This window comes from Chitinasiproducens palmae, from assembly GCF_900095735.1.
Taxonomy (GTDB): domain Bacteria; phylum Pseudomonadota; class Gammaproteobacteria; order Burkholderiales; family Burkholderiaceae; genus Chitinasiproducens; species Chitinasiproducens palmae.
This window is the reverse complement of record NZ_FNLO01000006.1, coordinates 59,960-82,407: the sequence shown is the minus strand read 5'-3', so window position 1 is coordinate 82,407 and position 22,448 is coordinate 59,960. Positions and strand designations below refer to the sequence as shown.

At 67.7% G+C, this 22,448-nt stretch carries 15 protein-coding genes; 9 read left to right on the top strand and 6 right to left on the bottom strand.

Translation table 11 applies throughout. The annotated features are described in order from the left end of the window. Nucleotides 1–16: 16 nt before the first annotated feature. A complete protein-coding gene (locus BLU54_RS11300; RefSeq protein WP_170845121.1) occupies nt 17–706 on the bottom strand; it encodes a GntR family transcriptional regulator in 690 nt (229 codons plus the stop codon). A 419-nt stretch (nt 707–1,125) separates the two neighbouring features. Here BLU54_RS11300 and BLU54_RS11290 point away from each other — a divergent pair, with 419 nt between their 5' ends. The 4 genes from BLU54_RS11290 (at nt 1,126) to BLU54_RS11275 (ending at nt 6,272) form a co-directional block, all read left to right on the top strand. Next, entirely contained in the window at nt 1,126–2,463 is a 1,338-nt protein-coding gene (locus BLU54_RS11290; RefSeq protein WP_091908170.1) for an FAD-dependent oxidoreductase, read from the top strand. Nucleotides 2,464–2,473: 10 nt separating this feature from the next. Beyond that, on the top strand, nt 2,474–3,214 hold the full coding sequence (locus tag BLU54_RS11285) for an enoyl-CoA hydratase/isomerase family protein (RefSeq protein ID WP_211435340.1): 741 nt from the start codon (nt 2,474–2,476) through the stop codon (nt 3,212–3,214). Continuing rightward, nucleotides 3,211–4,830: a CoA-transferase gene (locus BLU54_RS11280; RefSeq protein ID WP_091908168.1), complete on the top strand. Its 1,620-nt coding sequence runs from the start codon at nt 3,211–3,213 to the stop codon at nt 4,828–4,830. Before BLU54_RS11285 ends, BLU54_RS11280 begins: the two co-directional genes overlap by 4 nt. 116 nt (nt 4,831–4,946) lie before the next feature. Beyond that, on the top strand, nt 4,947–6,272 hold the full coding sequence (locus BLU54_RS11275) for an MFS transporter (RefSeq protein WP_235837905.1): 1,326 nt from the start codon (nt 4,947–4,949) through the stop codon (nt 6,270–6,272). A gap of 160 nt (nt 6,273–6,432) precedes the next feature. On the opposite strand, the gene BLU54_RS11270 is transcribed toward BLU54_RS11275, so the two are convergent. Both BLU54_RS11270 and ppx read right to left on the bottom strand, forming a co-directional pair. Continuing rightward, nucleotides 6,433–8,616 carry a putative bifunctional diguanylate cyclase/phosphodiesterase gene (locus BLU54_RS11270; protein ID WP_091908166.1) on the bottom strand — a complete coding sequence of 728 codons (2,184 nt, stop codon included), beginning with the start codon at nt 8,614–8,616 and terminating at the stop codon, nt 6,433–6,435. 684 nt (nt 8,617–9,300) lie between these two features. Beyond that, nucleotides 9,301–10,818, bottom strand: a complete 1,518-nt coding sequence (gene ppx, locus BLU54_RS11260; RefSeq protein WP_091908162.1) for an exopolyphosphatase — start codon at nt 10,816–10,818, stop codon at nt 9,301–9,303. A gap of 135 nt (nt 10,819–10,953) precedes the next feature. Here ppx and ppk1 point away from each other — a divergent pair, with 135 nt between their 5' ends. Together ppk1 and BLU54_RS11245 are read left to right on the top strand one after the other, a co-directional pair. Further along, the gene (gene ppk1 / locus BLU54_RS11255) at nt 10,954–13,092 is read left to right on the top strand and encodes a polyphosphate kinase 1 (RefSeq protein ID WP_091908159.1); all 2,139 of its coding nucleotides are present in this window, start codon (nt 10,954–10,956) and stop codon (nt 13,090–13,092) included. Between the two features lie 574 nt (nt 13,093–13,666). After that, nucleotides 13,667–14,527, top strand: a complete 861-nt coding sequence (locus BLU54_RS11245; RefSeq protein ID WP_091908155.1) for a DMT family transporter — start codon at nt 13,667–13,669, stop codon at nt 14,525–14,527. A 94-nt stretch (nt 14,528–14,621) separates the two neighbouring features. On the opposite strand, the gene BLU54_RS11240 is transcribed toward BLU54_RS11245, so the two are convergent. Genes BLU54_RS11240 through cobA form a run of 3 tightly spaced genes read right to left on the bottom strand, consistent with a single transcriptional unit; the run spans nt 14,622 to nt 17,176 of the window. Continuing rightward, nucleotides 14,622–15,830 carry a CmpA/NrtA family ABC transporter substrate-binding protein gene (locus BLU54_RS11240; protein ID WP_091908153.1) on the bottom strand — a complete coding sequence of 403 codons (1,209 nt, stop codon included), beginning with the start codon at nt 15,828–15,830 and terminating at the stop codon, nt 14,622–14,624. After that, entirely contained in the window at nt 15,827–16,408 is a 582-nt protein-coding gene (locus tag BLU54_RS11235) for an ANTAR domain-containing response regulator (protein ID WP_091908151.1), read from the bottom strand. Before BLU54_RS11235 ends, BLU54_RS11240 begins: the two co-directional genes overlap by 4 nt. 12 nt (nt 16,409–16,420) lie before the next feature. Then, nucleotides 16,421–17,176 carry a uroporphyrinogen-III C-methyltransferase gene (gene cobA, locus BLU54_RS11230; protein WP_091908149.1) on the bottom strand — a complete coding sequence of 252 codons (756 nt, stop codon included), beginning with the start codon at nt 17,174–17,176 and terminating at the stop codon, nt 16,421–16,423. Between the two features lie 744 nt (nt 17,177–17,920). Between cobA and BLU54_RS11220 the strand changes: the two genes are divergently transcribed. From BLU54_RS11220 to nirD, 3 genes are all read left to right on the top strand, one after another. Then, a complete protein-coding gene (locus BLU54_RS11220; protein ID WP_407919414.1) occupies nt 17,921–19,303 on the top strand; it encodes an MFS transporter in 1,383 nt (460 codons plus the stop codon). 101 nt (nt 19,304–19,404) lie between these two features. Continuing rightward, nucleotides 19,405–22,014 (top strand): nitrite reductase large subunit NirB, encoded by a 2,610-nt coding sequence (gene nirB, locus BLU54_RS11215; RefSeq protein ID WP_091908145.1) that lies wholly within the window; start codon nt 19,405–19,407, stop codon nt 22,012–22,014. Between the two features lie 14 nt (nt 22,015–22,028). Beyond that, on the top strand, nt 22,029–22,448 hold the full coding sequence (gene nirD / locus BLU54_RS11210; RefSeq protein WP_091908143.1) for a nitrite reductase small subunit NirD: 420 nt from the start codon (nt 22,029–22,031) through the stop codon (nt 22,446–22,448).

Genomic DNA, 22,448 nt, shown 5'->3' with positions numbered 1-22,448 from the left:
AAACGCTCGGGCAACGCTATCTGAACGACTCGATGGCCGAGCGCGTCAGGCGGTCCAGAAAGAGCAGCAGTTGCGCGGCACCGTCGCTCGCCTCGGTTTCGTGGCCGCCGACGATTGCGTCGAGGACCGCAGCATGCCGCGCCGCGCCCTCCTTGAACGCGCCGCTCTGTTGCACATGGACGTACCAGAAGCGACGTGACTGCGCATGGATGATTTCCATCGTGTTGGCCAGCATCGAATTGTGCGCGGCGGCAACTTCGATGTCGTGGATCGCGCGATTGACGCGGAAGTAAGCATGCACATCGCCGCTGTCGGCCGCTGCGACGATTTCCGCGGCGAGACGCTGCATTTGTGCGCGCTCGCCAGGCGTCGCGCGTGAGCACGCTGACACGACCATCAACTGTTCCAGGACCCGCCGCACCTCCAGCAACTCTAGTTGCTGACGCACGTCGACGCCGGAGACCAGCGTGCCGCGGCGCGGATGGGTTTTCACGAAACCGACATGCTGCAGGCGGGCAAGCGCCTCGCGCACCGGCGTGCGCCCGAGCGCCAGTTCGCTGGCCAGCTGGACTTCCGAGACAAGGGCGCCGGGTGGCAACTGGCGCGTGACGATCATTTCTTCCAGGCGCCGATAGGCGTACTCGGCCTTGGGTTCGGCGGCCTCGGCTTCCGGCGAGGCGGTGGGTGCGCTGTTCTTCTTGATCACTGCGGGAGCGGATTCGCTTCGGCTGTTCAGGTTAAGTCGAATAGTACACATGAAACCAGGCGCGGCCGGTGTCGCCGGGGCCGCCGCCGATCCAGGCGCCAGCGAGACGCTCGACAGGTCCGCCGCGGGGGCGCTGTCCTGCGCCCGGAGCAATGTCGAATGCGTCGCAATGTGGATCGTCGTGGGGCAGCGTGTCTCGATGCCGAAACGTGCCGCTCAGCGCCGCTTAGGCCCGCTTAGCGGGCAGGGCGGGCTTCTCGTCCAACCGCGGGTCGGCGGCAGCACGGTCCGTGCGTCACAGCGCGCTTCCGCCGTGTACCGGCTCGCGGGGCCCATGGGGTAAACACGCAGGGTCCGGTCGTTGACTGAAAAACGTATAGTCGGTAGCCTGTCGTCATCTGACATATCAGATGAACATTATGAATTTCGAAGATGTGGATCGCCGTCCGGCGCTTCGGCGGGTTTCGGACGTGCTTGTGGTCGGCGGCGGTGCGGCCGGCGTCGCGGCGGCCGCGACCGCGCGGCGTCAGGGCTTGCAGGTCACCTTGCTTGAGAAGTACGGCTTTTGTGGCGGCGGCGCGGTGGCTGGGCTGTCTGGCACGGTGTGCGGCCTGTACCTCGCCACCGAGCGTGCCGGCGCAAGGCCTGAGCAGGTCGTGTTCGGGTTCGCCGACGAATTCGTGCGGGCGCTGGACGCACGTGGCGGCATCGCGCCGCCGGTGCGCTACGGACGGACCTGGACCCGGGTACACGACCCGTTGATCTGGCGTGACACGGCGGACGATCTGCTGGCCGCGGAGGGTGTCACGGTGATCTACCACGCGCTGGCCACGCGCGTGCTGCTGGACGGCGACCGTATCGCTGGCGTATCCGCCTGGACCAAACAGGGCCGCGTCGACATCGAGGCTGCCATCACTGTCGATGCGAGCGGCGATGCCGATGTGGTCGCGATGGCGGGGTTGGGCAGCTTCGTCGGCGACGACGGGCACGTGCAGAATCCGACGATGATCTTCCGGCTGCTGGGCGTCGACGTCGCCCGTTTCCGGGCCGAATACGGCGACGACACGATCATGGGAGAGGCCGTGTCGGCGGCGCTGCGCCGTGCGCAGGCCGCGGGCAGGCCGCTGCCGCGCAGCAAGGTTTGGCTGTTTCCCACCACGCGGCCCGGCGAACTGCTCTGCAACTGCACACGCATCACCGGTGCGGACGGACGTGAACTGGATCCGCTGCGTTTCGCCGACTTCACCGAGGCCGAGATCGAGGGACGGCGCCAGGTACACGCGTATGCCGCGTTCATCCGCGACCATCTGGTCGGCTGCGAACAAGCGTTCGTCAATGACACCGGTGTCCAGGTTGGCATCCGTCAGAGCCGGCAGGTGCAAGGCACCGCGCGCCTGCTCAACGCCGACGTGGTTGCCGCCCGCAAGTTCGACGATGGCATCGCCCGCTCGCCCTGGCCGATCGAATTGCACGCCGGCGACCGGCCGAAGGTCGAGTGGATTCTCGACGACTACTACACGGTGCCGTACGGCTGCTTCGTACCGACCGCAGGCGAGGGCCTGTTGGTGGCCGGCCGCTGCCTCTCGGCGGAGCACGAGGCGGTCGCTTCGGCGCGGGTCACCGCGCAATGCTTTTCATACGGTCAGGCTATCGGTCATGCCGCGGCGCTGGCGGTACGCGACCGACGGCAGCCACGCGCGGTGGACGCCGCGGCGGTGCGCGATGCGCTGCGGCGTGACGGTGCCGCCATCAACTAGGGAGACACACTTGAAGATCGACACTATCGGCCACGTCCGCCATCTGATCAACGACCGTCCGGAGCGGCGCAATGCGCTTGGTGCGGAAACCATGCGCCAGTTGCTGGCCGCCCTCGAAGCCGCCGAGCGCGACGCCGAGGTCAAGGCCGTCGTGCTGTCGGGCGCGCCGCCGGCGTTCTGCGCCGGCAGCGACCTGAAGGAACTGGGCGCGCTGTCGATCGACGGCATGTGCGAACACGAGCTTGAAACCGCACGTATTGCACGCCGTATCGGCAGTCTGTCGAAGCCTGTGATCGCCGCCGTGGAAGGCTTCGCGCTGGGCGGCGGCTTCATCCTCGCCATCTCCTGCGATCTGGTGGTGAGCGCCGCGGACGCGCGCTGGCACTTGCCGGAGGTGGCCAACGGCTGGCTGCCGCCGTGGGGATTGCAGGCATTGTTGACGCGCGTGAGTCCCGCACAGGCGCGCCGCCTGGTGTGGGGCGATGTGCCGATCGACGGTCGGCGAGCGGAGGCTCTCGGCCTGGTCGATGTTCTGGCCGATGACGGCCGCGCGCTCGGCGAGGCTCTGGCGCTCGCGGAACGCCTTGCCGCGCTGCCGGCGCAGGCCGTCGCGTCGACCAAGCGTTTCTTCGCGCCGTTCACCAGCCTCGATGGCGAACGACTCGACGTGCTCGCGGCGCGCTATTTCGCCGACGACTGCCGCGGCAGCGCCGCGCAGACAACCCTTCGGAAATTCATGGTGAAACAATGAGCAAGATCGTTACGGCCGAACAAGCAGTCGCCTCGATACGCGATGGCCAGACCGTCGCCTCGGTCGGGGTGATCGGCTGGGTGGTGCCCGATGCCACCCTGAGCGCGCTGGGGCGACGCTTCGAGCAGACCGGCGCGCCGCGCAACCTGACCTTCTACTTCCCCTGCGGCACGGGCGACGCGGTCGGCATCAAGGGCATGGACCACGTGGCGAAGGAAGGTTTGATGAAACGGATCGTTTCGGGGTCCTACATCAATCCGGTCGATCCGCGTACCGGCGAAAGGCCAGCCTTGATGCGCTTGATCCAGGAGAATCGCATCGAGGCGTATTCCTGGCCGATCGGGGCGTCGATGCACTGGCTGCGCGAGGTGGCGCGCCGCAGTCCCGGCTACGTTACGCGCGTCGGCGTCGGCACCTATGCGGACCCCAAGCACGGCGGCGGGAAATTCACTGCGCGTTGCGAGGACGATCTGATCCAGCGGCTCCAGTTGGGTGATGAGACCTGCCTGTTCTATCCGACCTGGCCGCTCGACGTCGCGATCATCCGGGCCAGCAGCGCAGACGAGTTCGGCAACCTCTCCTTTGAGGACGAGCCCTTGGTATCGGCGGGACTCGCGCTGGCGCTGGCCGCGAAGGCGAGCCAGGGACGCGTGATTGCGCAGGTGCGGCGGATCGTGCCGCGCGGCAGTCGGCCCGCGACGAGCGTGCGCCTGCCAGGCAACTTCGTCGATGCGATCGTCGTCGATGCCGACATGATGATGACCACCGACGTGCCGTACGACCGAAACTATCTCGTGCCGCAGGCGGATCGACACGCATTCCCGGTGCTGCCGTTCGGTCCTGACAAGGTGATCGCGCGACGCGCGGCGCGCGAGGTTCGCAAGCGCGAGCTGGGCATCTTCGGCTTCGGCGCGGCGGCCGATATTCCGCTGATCATGGCCGAGCAAGGGTTGATCGATGCACAGACGGGCTCGGAGGATTACTGGTTCACGACCGAGCACGGCTCATATGGCGGCATCGTGATGAACGGCTGGCAGTTCTCGGCAAACCTGCACCCGACCGCGCTGCTCGATGGTCTGCAGCAGTTCGACGTGATCGACGGCGGCCTCTGCCGCTTCGCGGCGCTGGCTTTCGCCGAGTACGACGCGCGCGGGCACGTCAACGTCAGCAAGTTCGGCAGGGCCAATCCCGGCGCGGGCGGCTTCACCGACATCGCGGCCAACGCCGAACGATTGGTCTTCACCGGCAGCTTCACCACAGGCGGCCTGGACGTCGACTATGCCGGCGGACGCGCGACCATCCGGCGCGAGGGCAAGGTGAGCAAGTTCGTCGACACCGCGCAGAGCATCACGTACGCGGTGCAGGACGGCGTCCGGGCCGGTCAGAGCGCGCTCATCGTGACCGAGCGCGCGGTCTTCGAGGTCGGGTCCGAGGGTCTGGTATTGAGCGAAGTCGCGCCAGGCATCGACGTGCGCCGCGACGTGCTTGGTCAGATGGGCTTCGCGCCCGCCCGCATCCTCGACCCGCTGCCGCTGATGGACGCGCGTCTGTTCGAACCGCACGAGGCCAGCGCGGCAGCGGCGCTGGCCGATGGCGACCCATCCGTCGTGAGCTGAGCGCGGGTGGCGCGGCGCCGCGCTGCCGGTGCGCCGCGCCCCCGACCGGCGGTTCACGCGAGACGCGGACCGCCTTCAAAACATACAAGGTTCGTGAAGAGCCGCAGGAGACCGCCGTGAAACTTTCGCAATTCCGTTGGTTCATCGTATTCATGCTGTTCCTGGCCGGTGCGATCAGCTACCTGGACCGCGCGGCGCTCGCGATTGCGGCGCCGCTGATCACCAAGGACTTGAACCTGACGCCTGCGGAGCTAGGCATTGTGTTCAGCGCCTTTTTCGTCGGCTATTCGCTGTTCTGCTTCGTCGGTGGGTATGCAGCGGACCGCTTCGGCGCGAAGCGCGTGCTGGTGGCAAGCATGGGCCTGTGGTCGGTCTTTTGCGGCCTCACCGCGGGCGTGGTCGGCATGGTCTCGCTGCTGGTTGTGCGCGTCGTGTTCGGCGCCGGGGAAGGCCCGTACGCGACATGCACGAACAAGATGATCAGCGGCTGGTTCGAGCGAAGCAGACAGGCCACGGCGGTGGGCTATGCGAATGCCGGGCAGCAATTCGGTGGCGCGATCGCGGGGCCGATCGTCGGTTTGCTGGCGGTGGCCGTCGGATGGCGGGTCGCCTTCGTGATCATTGCCGCCCTCGGCCTGCTCTGGGTGCTGCTGTGGGCGCTGACGGTCACCGACCTCCCCGAGCAGAACCGGTGGATTCGGCCCGATGCGCGCGACGCGGCGGGCAGCGCCGCGCTGGCGCCCGGTCGTTCCGCGGCGTCGGATCGGCTGCAGGCGACCGCCGACCCGGATGCGTCGCTCGGCACCTTCCTGCGGAGCCCGGCCATTCTGGCCACTGCCTTCGCGTTCTTCGGTTATGCGTACATCCTCTATTTCTTCCTGTCCTGGTTTCCGAGCTATCTGACCATGGAGCGGCACCTCAGCATCCAGTCGATGAGCTTCGTCAACGTCATCCCCTGGGCGTGCGGCGCGGTCGGCATCGCTCTGGGTGGCCTGACGTCGGACACGATCTTCCGTGTCACCGGCAAGGCCGTGCTGTCACGCAAGATCATCATCGTCACCAGCCTGCTGATCTCGGCGGCGTGCGTGGCGTTGGCCGGGCGTGTGCAGACGCTGGAATGGGCGGTGGCGCTGATGGCGATCACGGTGTTCTTCATCAACCTGACGCTCAGCGCCTACTGGGGCATCATCCTCGACACCGTTCCCCAGTCGCGCATGGGCAGCGTTGGCGGTTTCATGCACCTGATCGCCAATACGGCGGGCATCGTGGCACCGGCCGTCACGGGCTTCCTGGTGCAAGGCACGGGCTTGTTCGCCAGCGCCTTCCTTCTCAGCGGCGGCGTGGCGCTGGCGGGGGCACTGGCCGTGCTGTATTTCGTGCGCGCGCCACGTCAGCCGGAGCCCGCGGGCCGCGCAACGGCGATGGCGGCCAGCGGGCATTGAGGCAATGCTCGAGACGCGCGGTCCCTGCGGCAGACTGGCAGACGACGTATCGACGCCGTGCAGCGATGCCAGCGTCGATGCCTGCGTCGGTACCAGCGTCGGTGCCACCGTCGATACGTCGGCCCGGGCAGCGGTGACAGGCGTCGGCCGCGAGGTCCTGTCAGTTCGGCGCCGCGCCGGCCGTGATGAAGCGCTGCGTGAACTCGTCGGCCGGCAGCGGCCGCCCGAACAAGTAGCCCTGTGCCTCCGCACACTGGTTCTCGACCAGGAAAGCGAGTTGCGCCTCGGACTCGACGCCCTCGGCGATGACTTCCAGGCCGAAGCTGCGGCCCAGGTAGACGATTGCGCGCACGACCGCGGCGTCGGCCGGGTTGCGGGCTGCCTCGCGCACGAATGAACGATCGATTTTCAGCCGCGAGACCGGATAGCGTTTGAGCAGGCTGAGCGATGCGAAGCCGGTGCCGTAGTCGTCGAATGCGAGTCCGACGCCCAGGTTGCGCAGTTCCCGAAGTAGGCGCAGCGTCGACGGATCGTCGCGGATCAGGATGTTCTCGACCAGTTCGAGTTCGAGGGCGCTTGGTGCCAGCGTGGTGTCCGCGAGCGCGCGGCGCACTACGGACAGCAGCGTGCCGGCGCGCAGTTGCGCCTCGAACAGGTTCACGCTGATGCGAAAGCCCGGCACCGAATCGCGCCACCGCACCGCCTGCTGGCAGGCGGTACGCAACGCCCATTCGCCCACCGCGGCGGCCGACGGTTTCTTGCCGAGGATTTCGATGAACGCGGCCGGTGCGAGCAGGCCGCGCTCCGGGTGACGCCAGCGCATCAGCGCTTCCGCACCGATCAAACGGCGCTCGCCGATCGAGAATTGCGGTTGATAGTGCAGTTCGAATTCGCCACGTTCGAATGCGAGCTTGAGTTGCCGCTCGAACTCCCGGCGCGCGACCGCGACCTCGCGGATCGCCGGCACGAAAAATTCATAACGGCCGCCTCCGGACGCCTTGGCCCGATAGAGCGCGAGGTCGGCCGCGCCGAGCACATCCTGCACCGATGCGCCGTGCGCGGGCGCGAACGCGATGCCGACGCTCGCGCCGATCCTGACCGTATGGCGGGCGAGCGAGATCGGGCGCGACAGTTCAGCAATCAGGCGCTTTGCGGTGAGGCGGGCCCGGCTTTCGCCACTGCCCGCGAGCTGCGCCACGAACTCGTCGCCGCCGAGACGCGCGACCGTCACCGCGCCGTCGCAGATCGCGCTGAGGCGGCTCGCGACTTCCTTGAGCACGGCGTCGCCCGCGGGATGCCCCAAGGTGTCGTTGATCTCCTTGAAACCGTCCAGGTCGACGAGCAGCACCGTGGCGGGCTCGCCGCGCACCAGCGCTTCCTCCAGGCTCATTTGCCAGGCGCCGCGATTGGGTAGGTCGGTGAGCGGGTCGAGCGACGCCAATTGAAAGAGGCGCGCTTCCTTTTCGCGCAGACCGGTCACGTCCCGCACGAAGGCGGCGATGCATTGCGCGCCGCATTCCGGCCAGGCCGACAGGAAGATCTCCGCCGGGAATTCGCTGCCGTCGGCACGCAGACCGAGAAGCTCCAGCGCCTGTTCCGACCGTACCGCCTCGGGACACTCCTGGAGATGCTGCCAGCCGGCCTCGAACGCGGCGCGCGAGGCCGGCGCGACGATGGCTTCGCCGGCACGCCCCAGCACTTCGCTGGCGCGTCGGCCGAACATGGCTTCGGCGGCCGGATTCCAAAAGACGATGCGCGCCTGGGCGTCCCAGCACACGACCGCGTCCGGCGCGTTGTCGGCCAGCGTCGCGAAACGTATCCGCTGCAGCTCGTTGACGCGGTTGACACGATGCACTTCCATCCTGTCCATCACCAGCGCCGCAAGGTCGCGCAGATTGCCGCGTTCGGCCTCGCTGAATCCGGCATGGGGCAGCGTGTCGATCAGGCAGACCGTGCCAAGGCGGGCGCCGTCGGGCGTGACCAGCGGCTGCCCGGCATAGAAGCGGATATGCGGCGGGCCCAGCACCAGCGGATTGGTACTGAAGCGCGGATCCAGAAGCGCGTCGGGCACGAACAGGACGTCGTCCGAGACCAGTGCGTGTGCGCAGAACGAGACGTCCCGGCTGGTTTCGCAGACATCGAGACCGGCGCGTGCCTTGAAGAACTGCCGCTCGGCGTCGACCAGCGACACCAGCGCGATCGGTACCGAGAAGAGATGCGTCGCCAGCCGCACCAGCCGATCGAAATCCTCGCTGGCCGCGGTGTCGAGCATGGCGTAGGCACGCAAGGCTTCCAGTCGGCGCGCTTCGTCGTCTGGCAGGGGATACGGAAGCGCAGTCGTCATGGCGGTGTCGGAAGCGGGCGCACGGGCAACGCACGCAGCCGTGCCTTCAACGCGAATCAGGCATCGACGGCGTCTCGCGAAATCGCGTGCTGGACGTGTGCGTGTACGGTTCCAGAACGCGGGGCGCGGTCGTTGCCGAGACAATGTTGCCACAGCATTTGGCGTGACGAGACGCGCAGACGCGATCGGAAGAAACGAGTCGCATGATACGCGAAGCCGCGCGCGCCGCGGCGTTTCGCGTCGAGGCGATCGGCGCGGAAGCGTTTGGCGCGAAGGCGCGCCGGGATGCGACAGGGCCCGCGCAAGCGGCGAGCCGGCCTTCGGGAGCGGCGATTCGTGACCGGCGCGTCCCCCGCCTGCATTGGTCGCCGGTATCAGTCGCCGGCATCAGTCGCCGGCATCAGTCGCCGGCATCGGTAGCCGGCATCGGTAGCCGGCATGCGGGCGCTTGCTGCAGCCAGCGGGGTGTTGATCGCCTTGGGCGGCAGGCGCGGTTGAGCGACGGCGGCGCGCGGCCACTGGTGGGGACGTGTGTCGGCTCGGCACCGCGTCGGCGTCGACCGACCACGCCAATACGGCGGGCGCTTCGACCCATGTGGGGTCGACCGATGTGGGATCGACCGATGTGGGATCGACCGATGTGGCGCCGGGACGATCGCCTCCGCGCGGCGTTTGCGCCGGCGCTCAGTCGGCGCTGATGACGTAGCTCCAGCCGATGCGCTGCCATTCCTCGGCCTCTGCGCTCAGCATGTAGGCGGCGAGCGGGTTGGCCTCGGACCAGGCGGGCGGCAACCTTACTTCGATGTGCAGGTTCTCGACATCGGCGCGAACCTGCGGCACCGGTGCCACAACCGGATGGCGCGGCCGGTTCAGCACCACGGCCAGGCGCAGCGCAAACAACATGGCCCAGTCGATCGGACGTTCGCCGTTGGCAAGCTTGCCCAGTTTGCCGGTCTGGCCGAGCAGCAGCGTCGCGAGCCGCGTCTGGTCGGTCCGGCTGAAGCCCGGCATGTCGGCATTTTCAGCGATGTAAGCGCTGTGGCGGTGATAACCGGTGCGCGAGACGAGCAAACCGATTTCATGCAATGCGCACGTCCAACCGAGCAGCGCGTGGTCCGCGGCGCCCTCGTCGAGGGCAACGCTCTGTTCGTGTACCGCGAGCGCCAGCCGACGCACGCGTTGTGCGTGCGCGACGTCGACGCCATATTTCTGCATGAACTGGCGCGTCGTCACTTCGCGCACATCGTGATGGCTGTGACGGCCGAGCAGATCGTAGAGCACGCCGAGCCGCAGACCGCCGTCGGTGACCTGCATCGTCTCGACGCCCAGCTCGTCGAACACTGCAATCATGATCGCCAGTCCGCCCGGCAGCACCGGCACGCGATCCGGCTTCAGCCCCTTGAGCGTGGTCCGGCCTGCGTGTCCGGCCTCGATCAGCAGCGCCTTCAACGCGTGCAGGCCGGCGCGGTCGATCGTTTGGGGTGAGCCGCCGCCGAGCGCATTGACGTGGATCAGTTCGGCCAGTGCGCGGGCCGTGCCCGAGGAGCCGAGCGCCTGCTCCCAGCCAAGTTCGCGAAACTGGCCGGCGACGGATGCCAGTTCCTGGCGCGCCGCGTACTCCGCTTCGTGGAACGCCCGCGCATCGACCTGGCCCTGCGCGAAGAAGCGCCGGCTGTGCGACACGCAGCCCATGTACAGGCTTTCCATCGGGCCGGGTTCGTGCCCGGTGCCGATGATTAATTCCGTCGAGCCGCCACCGATGTCGACGACCAGCCGCTGTCCCGCCACGGGGGGCGCGTCGTAGGAGGCGCCGACGTAGATCAGGCGCGCTTCCTCGCGCCCGGCAATGACTTCGATCGGGAAACCGAGCGCGTGCTCGGCTTCGGCGAGAAAGGCCGACGCGTTGCGTGCGACCCGCAAGGTGTTGGTCGCGACCGCGCGCACCTGCTCCGGCGCAAAACCGCGCAAGCGGTCGCCGAAGCGGCGCAGCGCGGCGACGCCGCGCCGGCGCGCGGCCGCGTCCAGATGCTGCTCCGGCGTCAGACCGGCGGCCAGTCGAACCGGCTCGCGCAGCGCGTCGAGCGGCACCACCTGCCGGACCTCGTCGCCGTCGGCGCGAGTCGAATAGACTCGCCCGACCAGCAGGCGAAAGCTGTTGGAGCCCATGTCGACAACGGCGAGGGGCGAGGATAGATCATTCATGGCGGCGGTTCCGGTGCCGATGCAGGGTACGCCGCGCGCGTGACAACATCGTGACGGCGCACCGTCATCATCTTGCAATGAAACGTGTGCATGCTCCGAGCGCATCGCCTCGATGCGCTACCAAGTCAGCTGTACATGCGTCCTCCCTTTGCACTTACGTTGATCAACCGCGAACTGGGCATCCTGGAATTCAATGCCCGGGTACTGGCTCATCATGCCGCGCGCGACCTGCCGCTCCTGGAACGCCTGCGCTACGTGTGTATCGTATCGGGCAACCTGGACGAATTCTTCGAGGTGCGCGTGGCCGGTCTGCGCGAGAAGCTTCGCGACAATCCCGCCGCGGTCAGCTCCGACGGCATGCTGGTGCGCGAGGTGTACCGCGCGGTGGCCGAGCGCGCTTGCGAACTCGTGCAACAGCAATACACCGCTCTCACACAGGATATCCTGCCGAAGCTCGCCGAGCGAGGCGTGGTGTTCCATGCCGCGGACGACTGGAACGCCGTCCAGCGCGAGTGGGCCGCGCGCTACTTCCATCGCGAACTCACCCCGATCCTCACGCCGATCACGCTCGACCCCGCGCATCCGTTCCCACGGGTGAGCAACAAGAGCCTGAACTTCATCGTGCAGCTTGGCGGCCGCGACGCATTCGGACGCGCCGTGCGATTGGGCATCGTGCAGGCGCCGCGCACGCTCGCCCGCGTGGTGCGCATGCCCACCGAACTGTCCGGCCACCCGTACGGGCTGGTGCTGCTTTCCGCCTTCATGGAAGCGTTCGTCTCGTCATTGTTCCCCGGCATCGAGGTGCTCGGCTGCTATCAGTTCCGCGTCACCCGCAATGCGGAGTTGTTCGTGTCGGAGGACGAGGCGACCGACTTGCGCGAGGCGTTGCAGGGCGAGCTGCCGGAACGGCATCACGGCGCGGCGGTACGGCTGGAAATCGCTCGCGGCGCGCCGCCGCCGCTGGTCGACCGCCTGCTGCGTGAATTCGACCTCGGCGCGGACGATTGCTACCGCGTCGACGGCCCGGTGAATCTCGTCCGTTTGCTGACCGTGCCGGACATGATCGACGAGCCGGACATGAAGTTCGATCCGTTCGTACCGAACATTCCTGCCGAGATGGCGGGCGAGTCGGTGTTTCGCACGCTGCGCAAGCGGGATGTGCTGCTGCATCACCCGTACGAAAGTTTCGCGCCGGTGCTGGAGTTCCTGCAGGAGGCGGGGCGCGATCCGGCCGTGCTGGCGATCAAGATGACGATCTACCGCACGGGCAGCGAATCGGCGGTCATGGAAGCGCTGATCGATGCGGCCCGGCACGGCAAGGAAGTGACCGCCGTGGTCGAGCTGTTCGCGCGCTTCGACGAGGAAACCAATATCGACTGGTCGGCGCGCCTGGCCGCGGCTGGCGTGCAGGTGGTGTACGGGGTGATGGGCCACAAGTGCCACGCCAAGATGACGCTGATCGTGCGCCGCGAGAATGACGCGCTCGGCACGCCGTATCTGCGCCGCTACGTCCACCTCGGCACCGGCAACTACCATGCGCGGACGGCGCGCCTGTACACGGACTTCGGCCTGCTCACCAGCCAGGAGGAGATCGGCGAGGACGTGCACCACCTGTTCCAGTTGCTGACGGGTGCCGGCGATCCGCCGAAGCTGCATCATCTGTGGCACGCGCCATTCACATTGCATGACAAGCTGATCGAGAAGATTCAGGCCGAGGCCGAGCAGGCGCGCCAAGGCCGTCCGGCCCGCATCATCGCGAAGATGAATGCGCTGCTCGAACCGACCGTGATCGCCGCGCTTTACGACGCTTCGTGCGCAGGCGTGCGGATCGACCTGATCGTGCGCGGTGTGTGCGCGTTGCGGCCGGGCGTGCCGGGGCTCTCGGAACACATCACCGTGCGCTCGATCATCGGCCGATTCCTCGAACATCACCGCGTTTTCTACTTCCACGCGGCCGGACAGGACCAGGTTTACCTGTCCAGCGCCGACTGGATGGACCGCAATCTGTTTCGGCGCGTCGAGATCGCCTTCCCGGTGCTGGACCGTCGCCTGCGCGATCGCGTGCTGCGCGAAGGCTTGCGTCTGCCGCTGCGGGACAATAGCAACGCGTGGCTGATGCAGAGCGATGGCCAATACGAATTGCGCCGGTCGCGCGCCAAGCAGCGGCTGTCGAGTCAGGGCGCGCTGCTCGCGCACTTCAGGCAGGGCCGGGCCGGGGCCGGCAAGGTCCCGTTGCTGCCGCTCGATCCGCGCCTGCGCAAGCGGCAGGAGTGAGGACCGGTGCACGCCGCCGCCTGTCTCGACAGGTCGCGTTGGCGTGCCGCCTTCGTCAGCGCTGCCAGCGCCGTGCCAGCGCCTGAGCCGCAGGCGGGACACGCCCCGCAGGCGTGACGCGCCCCGCAGGCGTGACGCGCCAAATCGGATCGTTGCCTCGATCGCATCGTGTGCCTGCTGGTCTCGGCGTGCTAGACTGCCGCACAGGCGTGGTACTCACGCCTGTGCGCATCCCTCTCTTTCTGACCGATTCAATGGACTCGTCGGCACCTGCCTGCTTCGCGACTTCGATCACGCATCGCGTGACGCGCAGCGCATTGCGGGCGACGGATCCGCCCCCGGTCTCATCTGTCGCACCGCCGACTGACGTCGCAGCCACCTGCGTCGCAGTCGCCTCGGTCGCACTCGCCGGCGTTCATCCGCCGCGCGCAGTCGCGCTGGGCTGATCCAGCCCTAGACCCTTCCGGCTCCCGGCTTCTCGCGCTCGGCATTCTGGTCGCGAGCGATCTTCGCCGACGCACGTCGTCAGCGAAGCGCCGGAGCCTGTGCGTTCAATCGACAGATGAGTCACCCTATGACGACCCATTCCTCCTCATGGACGGCGACCGCCGCCATGATGCTCTTCGTGCTGCTTTGGGGCAGCGCCGCCGTGTTCACCCGCTGGGCACTTGACCATGGCTCCGTGTTCGCGGTGCTGATTCTCCGCTACGGCGTGGCGCTGTTCGCGTTGTTGCTGATCGGGCTGCCGCGCCGACGATGGCTGGCCAAGCGCGGCACGCGTTCGCACGTGGCGGCGGCCGGGCTGCTGCTGATCGGCTGCTATTCCGTCTGCTATTTCCAGGCAATCGCGCACGGCGTGACGCCCGGCCTGCTCGCGACGCTGCTCGGTGTGCAGCCGCTGCTGACGCTGCTGATCACCGAGCGACGCGTGTCGCGATGGCGCCTGCTTGGCTTGCTGTTGTCGCTGACCGGTCTCGCGCTGGTGGTTTGGCAAAGCCTCGAGATGGCTCGGCTGTCCTGGCTCGGCATCGGTTTCGCGCTCGGCGCGCTGGTGAGCGCCACGCTTGGCGCGATGCTGCAGAAGCGCGTGCAGCAAGCGCCGTCCGAAGTGCTGCCGCTTCAGTATCTGGTATCGCTCGTGCTGTGCCTGTGCTTCCTGCCCATGCAGCCGTTTCGCGTGGAACTGGACGCCGGCCTGCTGATTCCCGTGCTGTATCTCGGCCTGGTCGTGTCGGTTGGCGCGCAACTGCTGCTGTATCGGTTGATTCGCGGCGGCAATCTGGTCAACGTCACCAGCCTGTTCTATCTGGTGCCCGTTGTCACGGTGATCTTGGATTACCTAGTGCTCGGCAACGTGCTGCCGGTGCTGGTGGTCGCCGGCATGCTTGCGATTCTCGCAGGGCTGGTCCTGGTCTTCAGACAGCCGGCCGGCTAGGCACGCGGCGGCGTCATCGTCGTCGGGCGCTCTTGGCCGGAACGTCGCGTTGCTTTCGCGTGCGCCGGCGCCCGACGCAGCTGCGCTTCAGGGGTCACGCCCGCACGGACAAGGCCGCGAGGTAGTCGGACGTGGCTTGACCGTGCCAGACGGTGCCGTCACACAGGACGTGCCGGTACCCGGGATCGGCGGGCAAGGAGACGCCGGCGCGTGCCGCGGCGTCTCGGTACAACGCCGCATGGGTCACGCGGGCCGCGGTGGCGGCGTCCTCGGCATCGGCTCCGCCCTGTTTCGCGCGCGTTTCGCTCGCGTCGGGCCCCTGCCGGTTCGGATGCATGCCCCAGCGGCGGAATTGCGTGATGAACCACAAGCCATCCTCCGCGCGCGGCAGGTTGACCGCGCCGTCCGCGTGAAAGCGCAGCGGCGCCGCGCCGTCGATGGCGCCATCCGGGAAGCGGTCGAGCAGCCGTGCGGCAATCAGCTCGCGCGGCGCGTCGAGCAACGTGGGTGCGGCCAACCATTGCGCGGCGCGCAGCCGGTTCGGCGCACTGTCGAGCCAACGGCATGCTTCGAGCAGCGTGCCGATCAAGGCACCGGCGATGTCGGGGTACAACGCGGCGAAATCGCGGCGGCAGGCCAGCACTTTTTCGGGATGATCGGGCCAGATCGCGCTGGTCGGCAAGATCGTCCGGCCGGCGCCGGCTGCTTCGGCCACCGCGTGCCATGGTTCGCCGGCGCAAAAGCCGTCCAGCTCACGCGCGGCAAGCGCGGCAGCCATCTGCGGCGGCGGAATCACGATCGACCGGACCTCAGCCAGCGGATCGATGCCGTGCGCAGCCAGCCAGTAGTTCAGCAGCATCGCATGGGTGCCGGTCGGAAAGGTCTGCGCGAACACCGGCTTGCGGCCGAGTCCCGCCATCGCGCCGCGCAGCTCGCCCGACGCGCGATAGGCGTCGGCTAGCCCAGGCGCGAGCGTGATCGCCTGGCCATTCCAGTTGAGGACCATCAGTACGGCCATGCCACATTGCGGGCCGCCGATGCCCAGCTCCATGCCGTACGGCAGACCGTAGGGCATGTGCGCGGCATCGAGTTCGCCCGACATCAGCTTGTCGCGAACCGCCGACCATGACGGCTGTCGGCAGAGGACGATCTCCACGCCATGGTGTGCATCGAGTTGCAACCGGTGCGCGGCGACCAGCGGGGCGGCGTCGCTGAGCGCGACGAAACCCACGCGCACGCGTTGCGCGCCGGCATGCGGCGAGGCGGACGCGCCCGTGGGCGCAGGTAATGTCGGTGCAGTCATAGGTCTCCGTGGCGCCCATTGCTGGCCGTCACCATCGCGCGGGCCACCTCTGCAATGCGTTGACCGCTGTCCATCGCGGCGCGGCGCAATGTCGTGTACGCAGCCTGTTCGGTGAGGCCCTGATCGATCAGCAGGCGTTTGGCTCGGTCGATCGCCTTGCGGTCGGCCAGCTCGGCCTCAACCGCTTCGAGCCGCCTGCGCAACTGTGCCTCGTGCGCAAAGCGGGCGACGGCCACCTCCAGAATGGGCGCGAGCCGGTGCGGCGCAAGGCTCTCGACCGAATACGCGGTGACGCCCGCGCCGACGGCTGCGCGGATGAATTGCTGATCGCTTTCGACGCCGAACATGACGACCGGACGCGGCGCATCACGGCTCATCACGGCCAGTTGCTCGAGCGTGTCGCGCGACGGCGACTCGGCATCGATGATGATCACGTCGGGACGCTGCCTCTCGACCGCGCGGGGCAGGGCGGCGGGCGAGGCCACCGCGTCGAGCATGTCGTAGCCGAGGCGCGCGAGCGCCTGACGCAATTCGCCGATTGGCTTGTCGGTGTCGGTGACCAGCAGCACGCGCAGCATGAGGACGACGTTCTAGGCGGCGCGCGCGAGCGTCGCCTCGGGCCGCGCGGACGCGTTCCGCGCTTCGGCGATCGCAGGTCCGACCAGAATGATGGCGGGGCTGCCCAGTCCCGCGGCGTGCGCTGCATCCGCCAGCCGATCGAGCCGAGCGACCACGCTTCTCTCGTTGGCGCCGCCGGCATGTTGCACCACTGCGCCGGGCGTATGCGGTCCCAGCGCGTCGCCCAGCGCTGCGCACAGGGCGTCCAGCCGGCTCATGCCCATGTAGATCGCCAAGGTGGTGCGCGTCGCAGCCAGCGCCGACCAATCCGGCTCACGGTGATCCTGCAGATGCGCGGTGACGAACGTCACTCCCTGGCAGTGCGCGCGATGGGTGAGGGAGATGCCCAGCGCATTGGCTGCCGCGAAGGCCGACGACACGCCATTGACGATCGCGGTAGCGATGCCGGCGTCGCGCAGCGCTGCGAGTTCTTCGCCGGCCCGTCCGAACATCAGCGCATCGCCGCCCTTCACGCGGACGACGTGAAGTCCGCGGCGCGCGTAGCGCACCATCAACCGTTCGATGAAGGCCTGCGGCGTGGAACGGCAGCCACCGCGCTTGCCGACGCGCAGGACGCGCGCCGATGGCGCCAGCGTCGCGATCTCGGGATTGGCGAGATCGTCGAGAAGCACGACGTCGGCGCAGGCCAGCACGCGCGCCGCGCGCAACGTCAACAGGTCGACGTCGCCGGGTCCGGCACTTAGAAGGGTGACTTTTCCGCTGCTCATGGTGAAGTGATTCCGCGTGACGCAAAGTGGCACGAAGACGGCCTGCGCATCGATTCATGAAAGACAAAACGGCGGCCGCTCGCTCTACTGCGAGTGGACGCCGTTGTCCGTTGCTGCCGATACTGCCGTTGTTCGCCGCATTGCCGCATTGCCGCTTTGCCGCTTTGCCGCTTCGCTGTTAGCCGTCGTGGCTATCGACGCCGGGCCGTGGCGGCCGTTGCCATCCGCGCGCTGCTGCCCGCGCCATTGCGGACCATGGTTGGGACAAGGCAATAAGCGGACCATCGGCCGCGACGACGCAGATCCATGAGTTCGGCGGTGCGCCCGCGAATCGTCTGCACGGCCGTAGTGCTCTTGCGCACCACGTGTGTGCAGGCACATGCCGCCGCGATCACACGATGAGCGCCAACGGTGCGTGCGTCCCCTCGCGATCCGTTGCGGAGCGGGTGCAGGGTTGGCTCGGTGAGCGGCAGCGCGAAACGCAGCCTTCGCATCGTCGGACGCTTTTCGCCCGCCGCTACGGCAACGCGCGGCATGCCGGGCCGGCGATGACATCGCCGCCGGCTGCGGCGCGTGGCGGTTCCGCGGTGCATGGCATGCCGCTTGCCTTTGGTGACCGCGCGGCATCAACGGCGACGTCGCGCGGTTTTCGCAAACGAAGCACCCCCCAGTATCCGGACAAAGGCGTCCCCGGAACGGTCATCGACCGATTCCGCGGACGCCTTTTTCATTTGAGAGACAGCTATGGCCGAAAAAGCGACAGTGACCGCACGCGACGACGCAATCGCTGGCAAGGCGACGCGTATCGACTTGTTCAGCTTGCGAACGCCTGCGATGCGGATCTTCCATCTGACGTGGCTCGCGTTCTTCGTGTGCTTCTTCGCATGGTTTGCCTGCGCGCCGTTGATGCCATTGATGAAGCGCGAGTTCGCGCTGAGCGCCGAGCAGATCGCCAACATAAATATCGCCGCAGTGGCGATCACCATCGTCGTACGACTGCTGATCGGCCCGCTGTGCGACCGTTACGGCCCGCGGCGCGTGTACTGCGCGCTGCTGGCGCTCGGTGCAGTGCCTGTGCTGGGTGCCGCGTTCGCGCACAGCTACGAGAGCTTTCTGATCTGCCGGCTGGGCATCGGCGCGGTTGGCGCCAGCTTCGTCATCACGCAGTATCACACCTCCGTTTCGTTCGCGCCGAATGTCGTCGGTACGGCGAACGCAACCACCGCGGGTTGGGGCAACGCGGGCGCTGGCGCGGCGCAGATGTTCGTGCCGTTGCTGCTGGCGGGACTGATTGCGCTCGATGTCGACGCATCGCATGCATGGCGCGCCACGCTGTTGCTGCCCGGCCTGGCAATGCTGTTGATGGCCGGCTTGTATTGGCGCTTCACGACGGATACCCCGCGCGGGAACTGGCCAGTCGGCGGCAGTCGGGGCAACGCGCGCGGTGCCGACGGGCGTGGCCCGTTGCGCCGTGGCGGCGAAGGCTGGCGCAGCTTCGTGGCGGCGTGCGCCAACTATCGCGTGTGGATGTTGTTCGTTACCTACGGCGCCTGCTTTGGCGTCGAGGTGTTCATGCACAACGTCGCGGCGCTCTACTTCGTCGAACACTACCGTCTGTCGCTGACGGCGGCCGGCATCGTCGCGGGCAGCTTCGGACTGCTCGCACTGTTCGCCCGCGCGCTTGGCGGGCTGCTGTCGGATCGTCTCGCCGCGCGCCGGGGCCTGGGCATCCGCGCGACGTTGCTGTTTGCGCTGATCGCGGGCGAAGGCCTCGGCCTGTTGGGCTTTGCCCATGCGCCGGGGGTCGCTGCGGCGGTGGTGGCGATGCTCGTTTTCGGTCTTTTCACGCACATGGCCTGCGGTGCAACCTACGCGCTCGTGCCTTTCATCGACCGCAAGGCGCTGGGCGGCGTGGCGGGCATCGTCGGCGCCGGCGGCAACGTCGGTGCGGTGGCGGCGGGCTTCCTGATGAAGGGCATCGGCGAATTGGGCCAGACCTTGAGCGTGCTCGGTCTGTTCGTGCTGGCCGCAGCCGTCTGTGCACTGGCGGTTCGGTTCAGCGCCGAACACGCGGCGCGCGAAGCGGCGTTGCGCGATGAGGTGCTGGCGCTGGGCGCCGGCCACTGACCCGGCATGCCAGGAAGCGGCACGCTGCGCGGCCCGCACGCCAGCATCGAATCACATGTACGGCGTGCCGCGATACGCGTTGCCGTCCACCGGAGCAAATCATGAAGATCGTTGTCATCGGCAATGGCATGGTAGGCCATCGCTTTCTCGAAACGCTCGCCGCTGCGGCGGACCCGGCGGACGCGCTCGACGTCACCGTGCTGTGCGAGGAGCCGCGACCGGCCTACGATCGCGTGCATCTCTCGTCGTTCTTCTCGGGCACGTCGGTGGACGAACTGTCCCTAGTAACGCCGGGCTTCTTCGAGACGGCAAACATCTCGTTGCGGCTGGCCGCCCGCGCGGCGATGATCGACCGTGCCGCCCATGCGGTCACCCTGGCCGACGGCAGCGTGGTGCCTTACAACAAGCTGGTACTGGCCACCGGGTCCTACCCGTTCGTGCCACCGGTGCCTGGCCGCGAGCGGCCCGGATGCTTCACTTATCGCACCGTCGACGATCTGCTCGCCATGCAGGCGCACGGCGCGACGGCCCGTTCGGGCGTGGTCGTCGGCGGCGGTCTGCTCGGCCTCGAATGCGCAAAGGCGCTGCGCGACATGGGGCTGGAGACGCACGTGGTCGAGTTCGCCCCCCGTCTGATGGCGGTGCAGGTCGACGCCGACGGCGCGACGCTGCTCGCCGAACAGATCGCCGCGCTGGGGGTGCAGGTTCATACCGGCAAGAACACGACGTCGATCGAGCCGGGTGCCGATGCGCTGCACCGCATGTGCTTCAGCGACGGCAGTGTGCTGGAGACCGACATGATCGTCTTCTCCGCGGGCATTCGCGCTCGTGACGAACTGGCGCGAGCCGCAGGCCTCGCGCTCGGGCCACGCGGCGGCGTGGCGATCGACGACGCTTGCACGACCAGCGATCCCGATATCCTCGCGATCGGCGAGTGCGCCGCGTGGCGGGGCCAGACGTACGGCCTGGTCGCGCCCGGTTATCAGATGGCGCGGGTCGCGGCCGCCACGTTGCGCATCGCCGCAGGCCTCGCCGCCGACGCCATGCATTTCGCCGGTGCCGACATGAGCACGAAGCTCAAGCTGATGGGCGTCGACGTGGCCAGCATAGGCGACGCGCACGCAACTACGCCCGGCAGCCGCGTGTGTCGCTACGCCGACGATCGACGCGGGGTCTACAAGAAACTGGTGCTGTCTGCGTGCGGTACGCGGCTGCTTGGCGCCGTGCTGGTCGGGGACGCGGCCGACTACGGCTCGCTGCTGCAATACGTGCTGAACGACATGCCGTTGCCGGCTGAGCCCGAGCGTCTGATCCTGCCGGCATTCGACGGCGCGCCGGCCAGTGGTGCCGGGGTCGCGTCGCTGCCCGGCGGCGCGCAGATCTGTTCGTGCAACAACGTCAGCAAGGACGCGATCTGCGCCGCGGTTCGCGACGGCGCGAGCCACATCGGCGCGGTGAAGCAGGCGTGTGGCGCCGGCACGTCCTGCGGCGGCTGCGTGCCGCTCGTCACGCAGGTGATGCAGGCCGAGATGAAGCGATGCGGCTTGGCGGTGGACGAACGGCTGTGCGAGCACTTTGCGTACTCGCGGCAGGCGTTGTATCACATCGTGCGGGCGGGCCGCATTCGCACCTTCGAGGCGTTGCTGGCCAGTCATGGGCAGGGGCACGGTTGCGACGTCTGCAAGCCAACCGTCGCCAACATCCTGGCCTCGTGCTGGAACGATTTCGTGCTCGAGCCCGAGCACGCGTCGCTGCAGGATTCGAACGATTACTTCCTCGGCAATATCCAGCGCGACGGCACGTATTCCGTCGTACCTCGCATGGCCGGCGGGGAAGTCACGCCGGATGGCTTGATCGCGGTCGGGCAGATTGCCAAGCGTTACGGCCTGTACACGAAGATCACGGGAGGCCAGCGGGTCGACCTGTTCGGCGCCCGTGTCGAGCAGTTGCCGGACATCTGGGAAGCGTTGATCGCCGCCGGCTTCGAGACCGGGCATGCGTACGGGAAGTCGCTGCGCACGGTGAAGTCGTGCGTCGGTTCGACTTGGTGCCGGTACGGCGTGGGCGACTCGGTTGGCTTGGCGGTGATGCTGGAAAACCGCTACAAGGGGCTGCGCGCGCCGCACAAGATCAAGTTCGGCGTCTCCGGATGCGCGCGCGAATGCGCGGAGGCGCAAGGCAAGGATGTCGGCATCATCGCCACCGATGCCGGGTGGAATCTGTACGTCTGCGGCAACGGCGGGATGAAGCCGCGCCATGCCGAGCTGCTGGCCGCCGATCTCGACATGCCGACGCTGGTGCGGTACATCGATCGCTTCCTGATGTTCTATGTGCGCACCGCCGATCGCCTGCAGCGCACCAGCGTGTGGCGCGACAACCTGGAAGGTGGTCTTGCCTACCTGGTCGACGTGGTGGTCAACGACAGACTCGCCATCGGCGCGGAACTGGAGGCGCAGATGCAGTCGGTGGTGGACAGCTACGAATGCGAATGGCGGCGTGCCGTCAACGATCCGCAGACGCGGCGGCGTTTCCGCCATTTCATCAACAGCGACGCCGCCGACGACACGCTCGCCTTCATGCCGGTACGCGGCCAGCACCGGCCGGCGTTGCCCGACGAGCGCGCGTCGCGTCCCGAGGGCGAGGCGGCGCACTTGGCCGACGCGGCCGACGCGGCCGACGCGGCGCTCGCGTCCGTAGACCTGTCGGCCTGATGCAAGGAGGAACGATGACACTTCACCAGCGTTCGAGCCATTCCGCTGTCTCCGACCCGTCGTCGACCGGCCCATCGACACCCGCCGTCGCCTGGACCCGGGTGTGCCGGTGCGAGGAGATCGTGCCGGACACCGGCGTGTGCGCGCGCGTCGCTGGCCAGCAGGTGGCGGTGTTTCGCCTCGCTGACGGCAGCGTCCATGCGATCGGCAACTACGACCCCAATGGCAGGGCAGCGGTGTTGTCGCGTGGCCTGACCGGCAGCCTGGGCGGACGCCTCGTCGTGGCGTCGCCGCTTTACAAGCATCACTTCGATCTGCGCACCGGCGAATGTCTGGAGATACCGGCGAACAGTGTGCCTGCCTACCCGACACGCGTCGAAGATGGTGTGGTTTGGGTGCAGACGCAAGCGGTGCCCGCCGCATTGGATCGGTGA

Excerpts from the sequence above, each read along its gene's own strand:
- BLU54_RS11245 (WP_091908155.1), top strand. The coding sequence starts at position 13,667 with ATGACGACCCATTCCTCCTCATGGACGGCGACCGCCGCCATGATGCTC.
- BLU54_RS11290 (WP_091908170.1), top strand. The coding sequence starts at position 1,126 with ATGAATTTCGAAGATGTGGATCGCCGTCCGGCGCTTCGGCGGGTTTCG.
- BLU54_RS11270 (WP_091908166.1), bottom strand. The coding sequence starts at position 8,616 with ATGACGACTGCGCTTCCGTATCCCCTGCCAGACGACGAAGCGCGCCGA.
- BLU54_RS11240 (WP_091908153.1), bottom strand. The coding sequence starts at position 15,830 with ATGACTGCACCGACATTACCTGCGCCCACGGGCGCGTCCGCCTCGCCG.
- BLU54_RS11235 (WP_091908151.1), bottom strand. The coding sequence starts at position 16,408 with ATGCTGCGCGTGCTGCTGGTCACCGACACCGACAAGCCAATCGGCGAA.
- cobA (WP_091908149.1), bottom strand. The coding sequence starts at position 17,176 with ATGAGCAGCGGAAAAGTCACCCTTCTAAGTGCCGGACCCGGCGACGTC.
- ppk1 (WP_091908159.1), top strand. The coding sequence starts at position 10,954 with ATGCGTCCTCCCTTTGCACTTACGTTGATCAACCGCGAACTGGGCATC.
- nirB (WP_091908145.1), top strand. The coding sequence starts at position 19,405 with ATGAAGATCGTTGTCATCGGCAATGGCATGGTAGGCCATCGCTTTCTC.
- nirD (WP_091908143.1), top strand. The coding sequence starts at position 22,029 with ATGACACTTCACCAGCGTTCGAGCCATTCCGCTGTCTCCGACCCGTCG.
- BLU54_RS11280 (WP_091908168.1), top strand. The coding sequence starts at position 3,211 with ATGAGCAAGATCGTTACGGCCGAACAAGCAGTCGCCTCGATACGCGAT.
- BLU54_RS11220 (WP_407919414.1), top strand. The coding sequence starts at position 17,921 with ATGGCCGAAAAAGCGACAGTGACCGCACGCGACGACGCAATCGCTGGC.
- ppx (WP_091908162.1), bottom strand. The coding sequence starts at position 10,818 with ATGAATGATCTATCCTCGCCCCTCGCCGTTGTCGACATGGGCTCCAAC.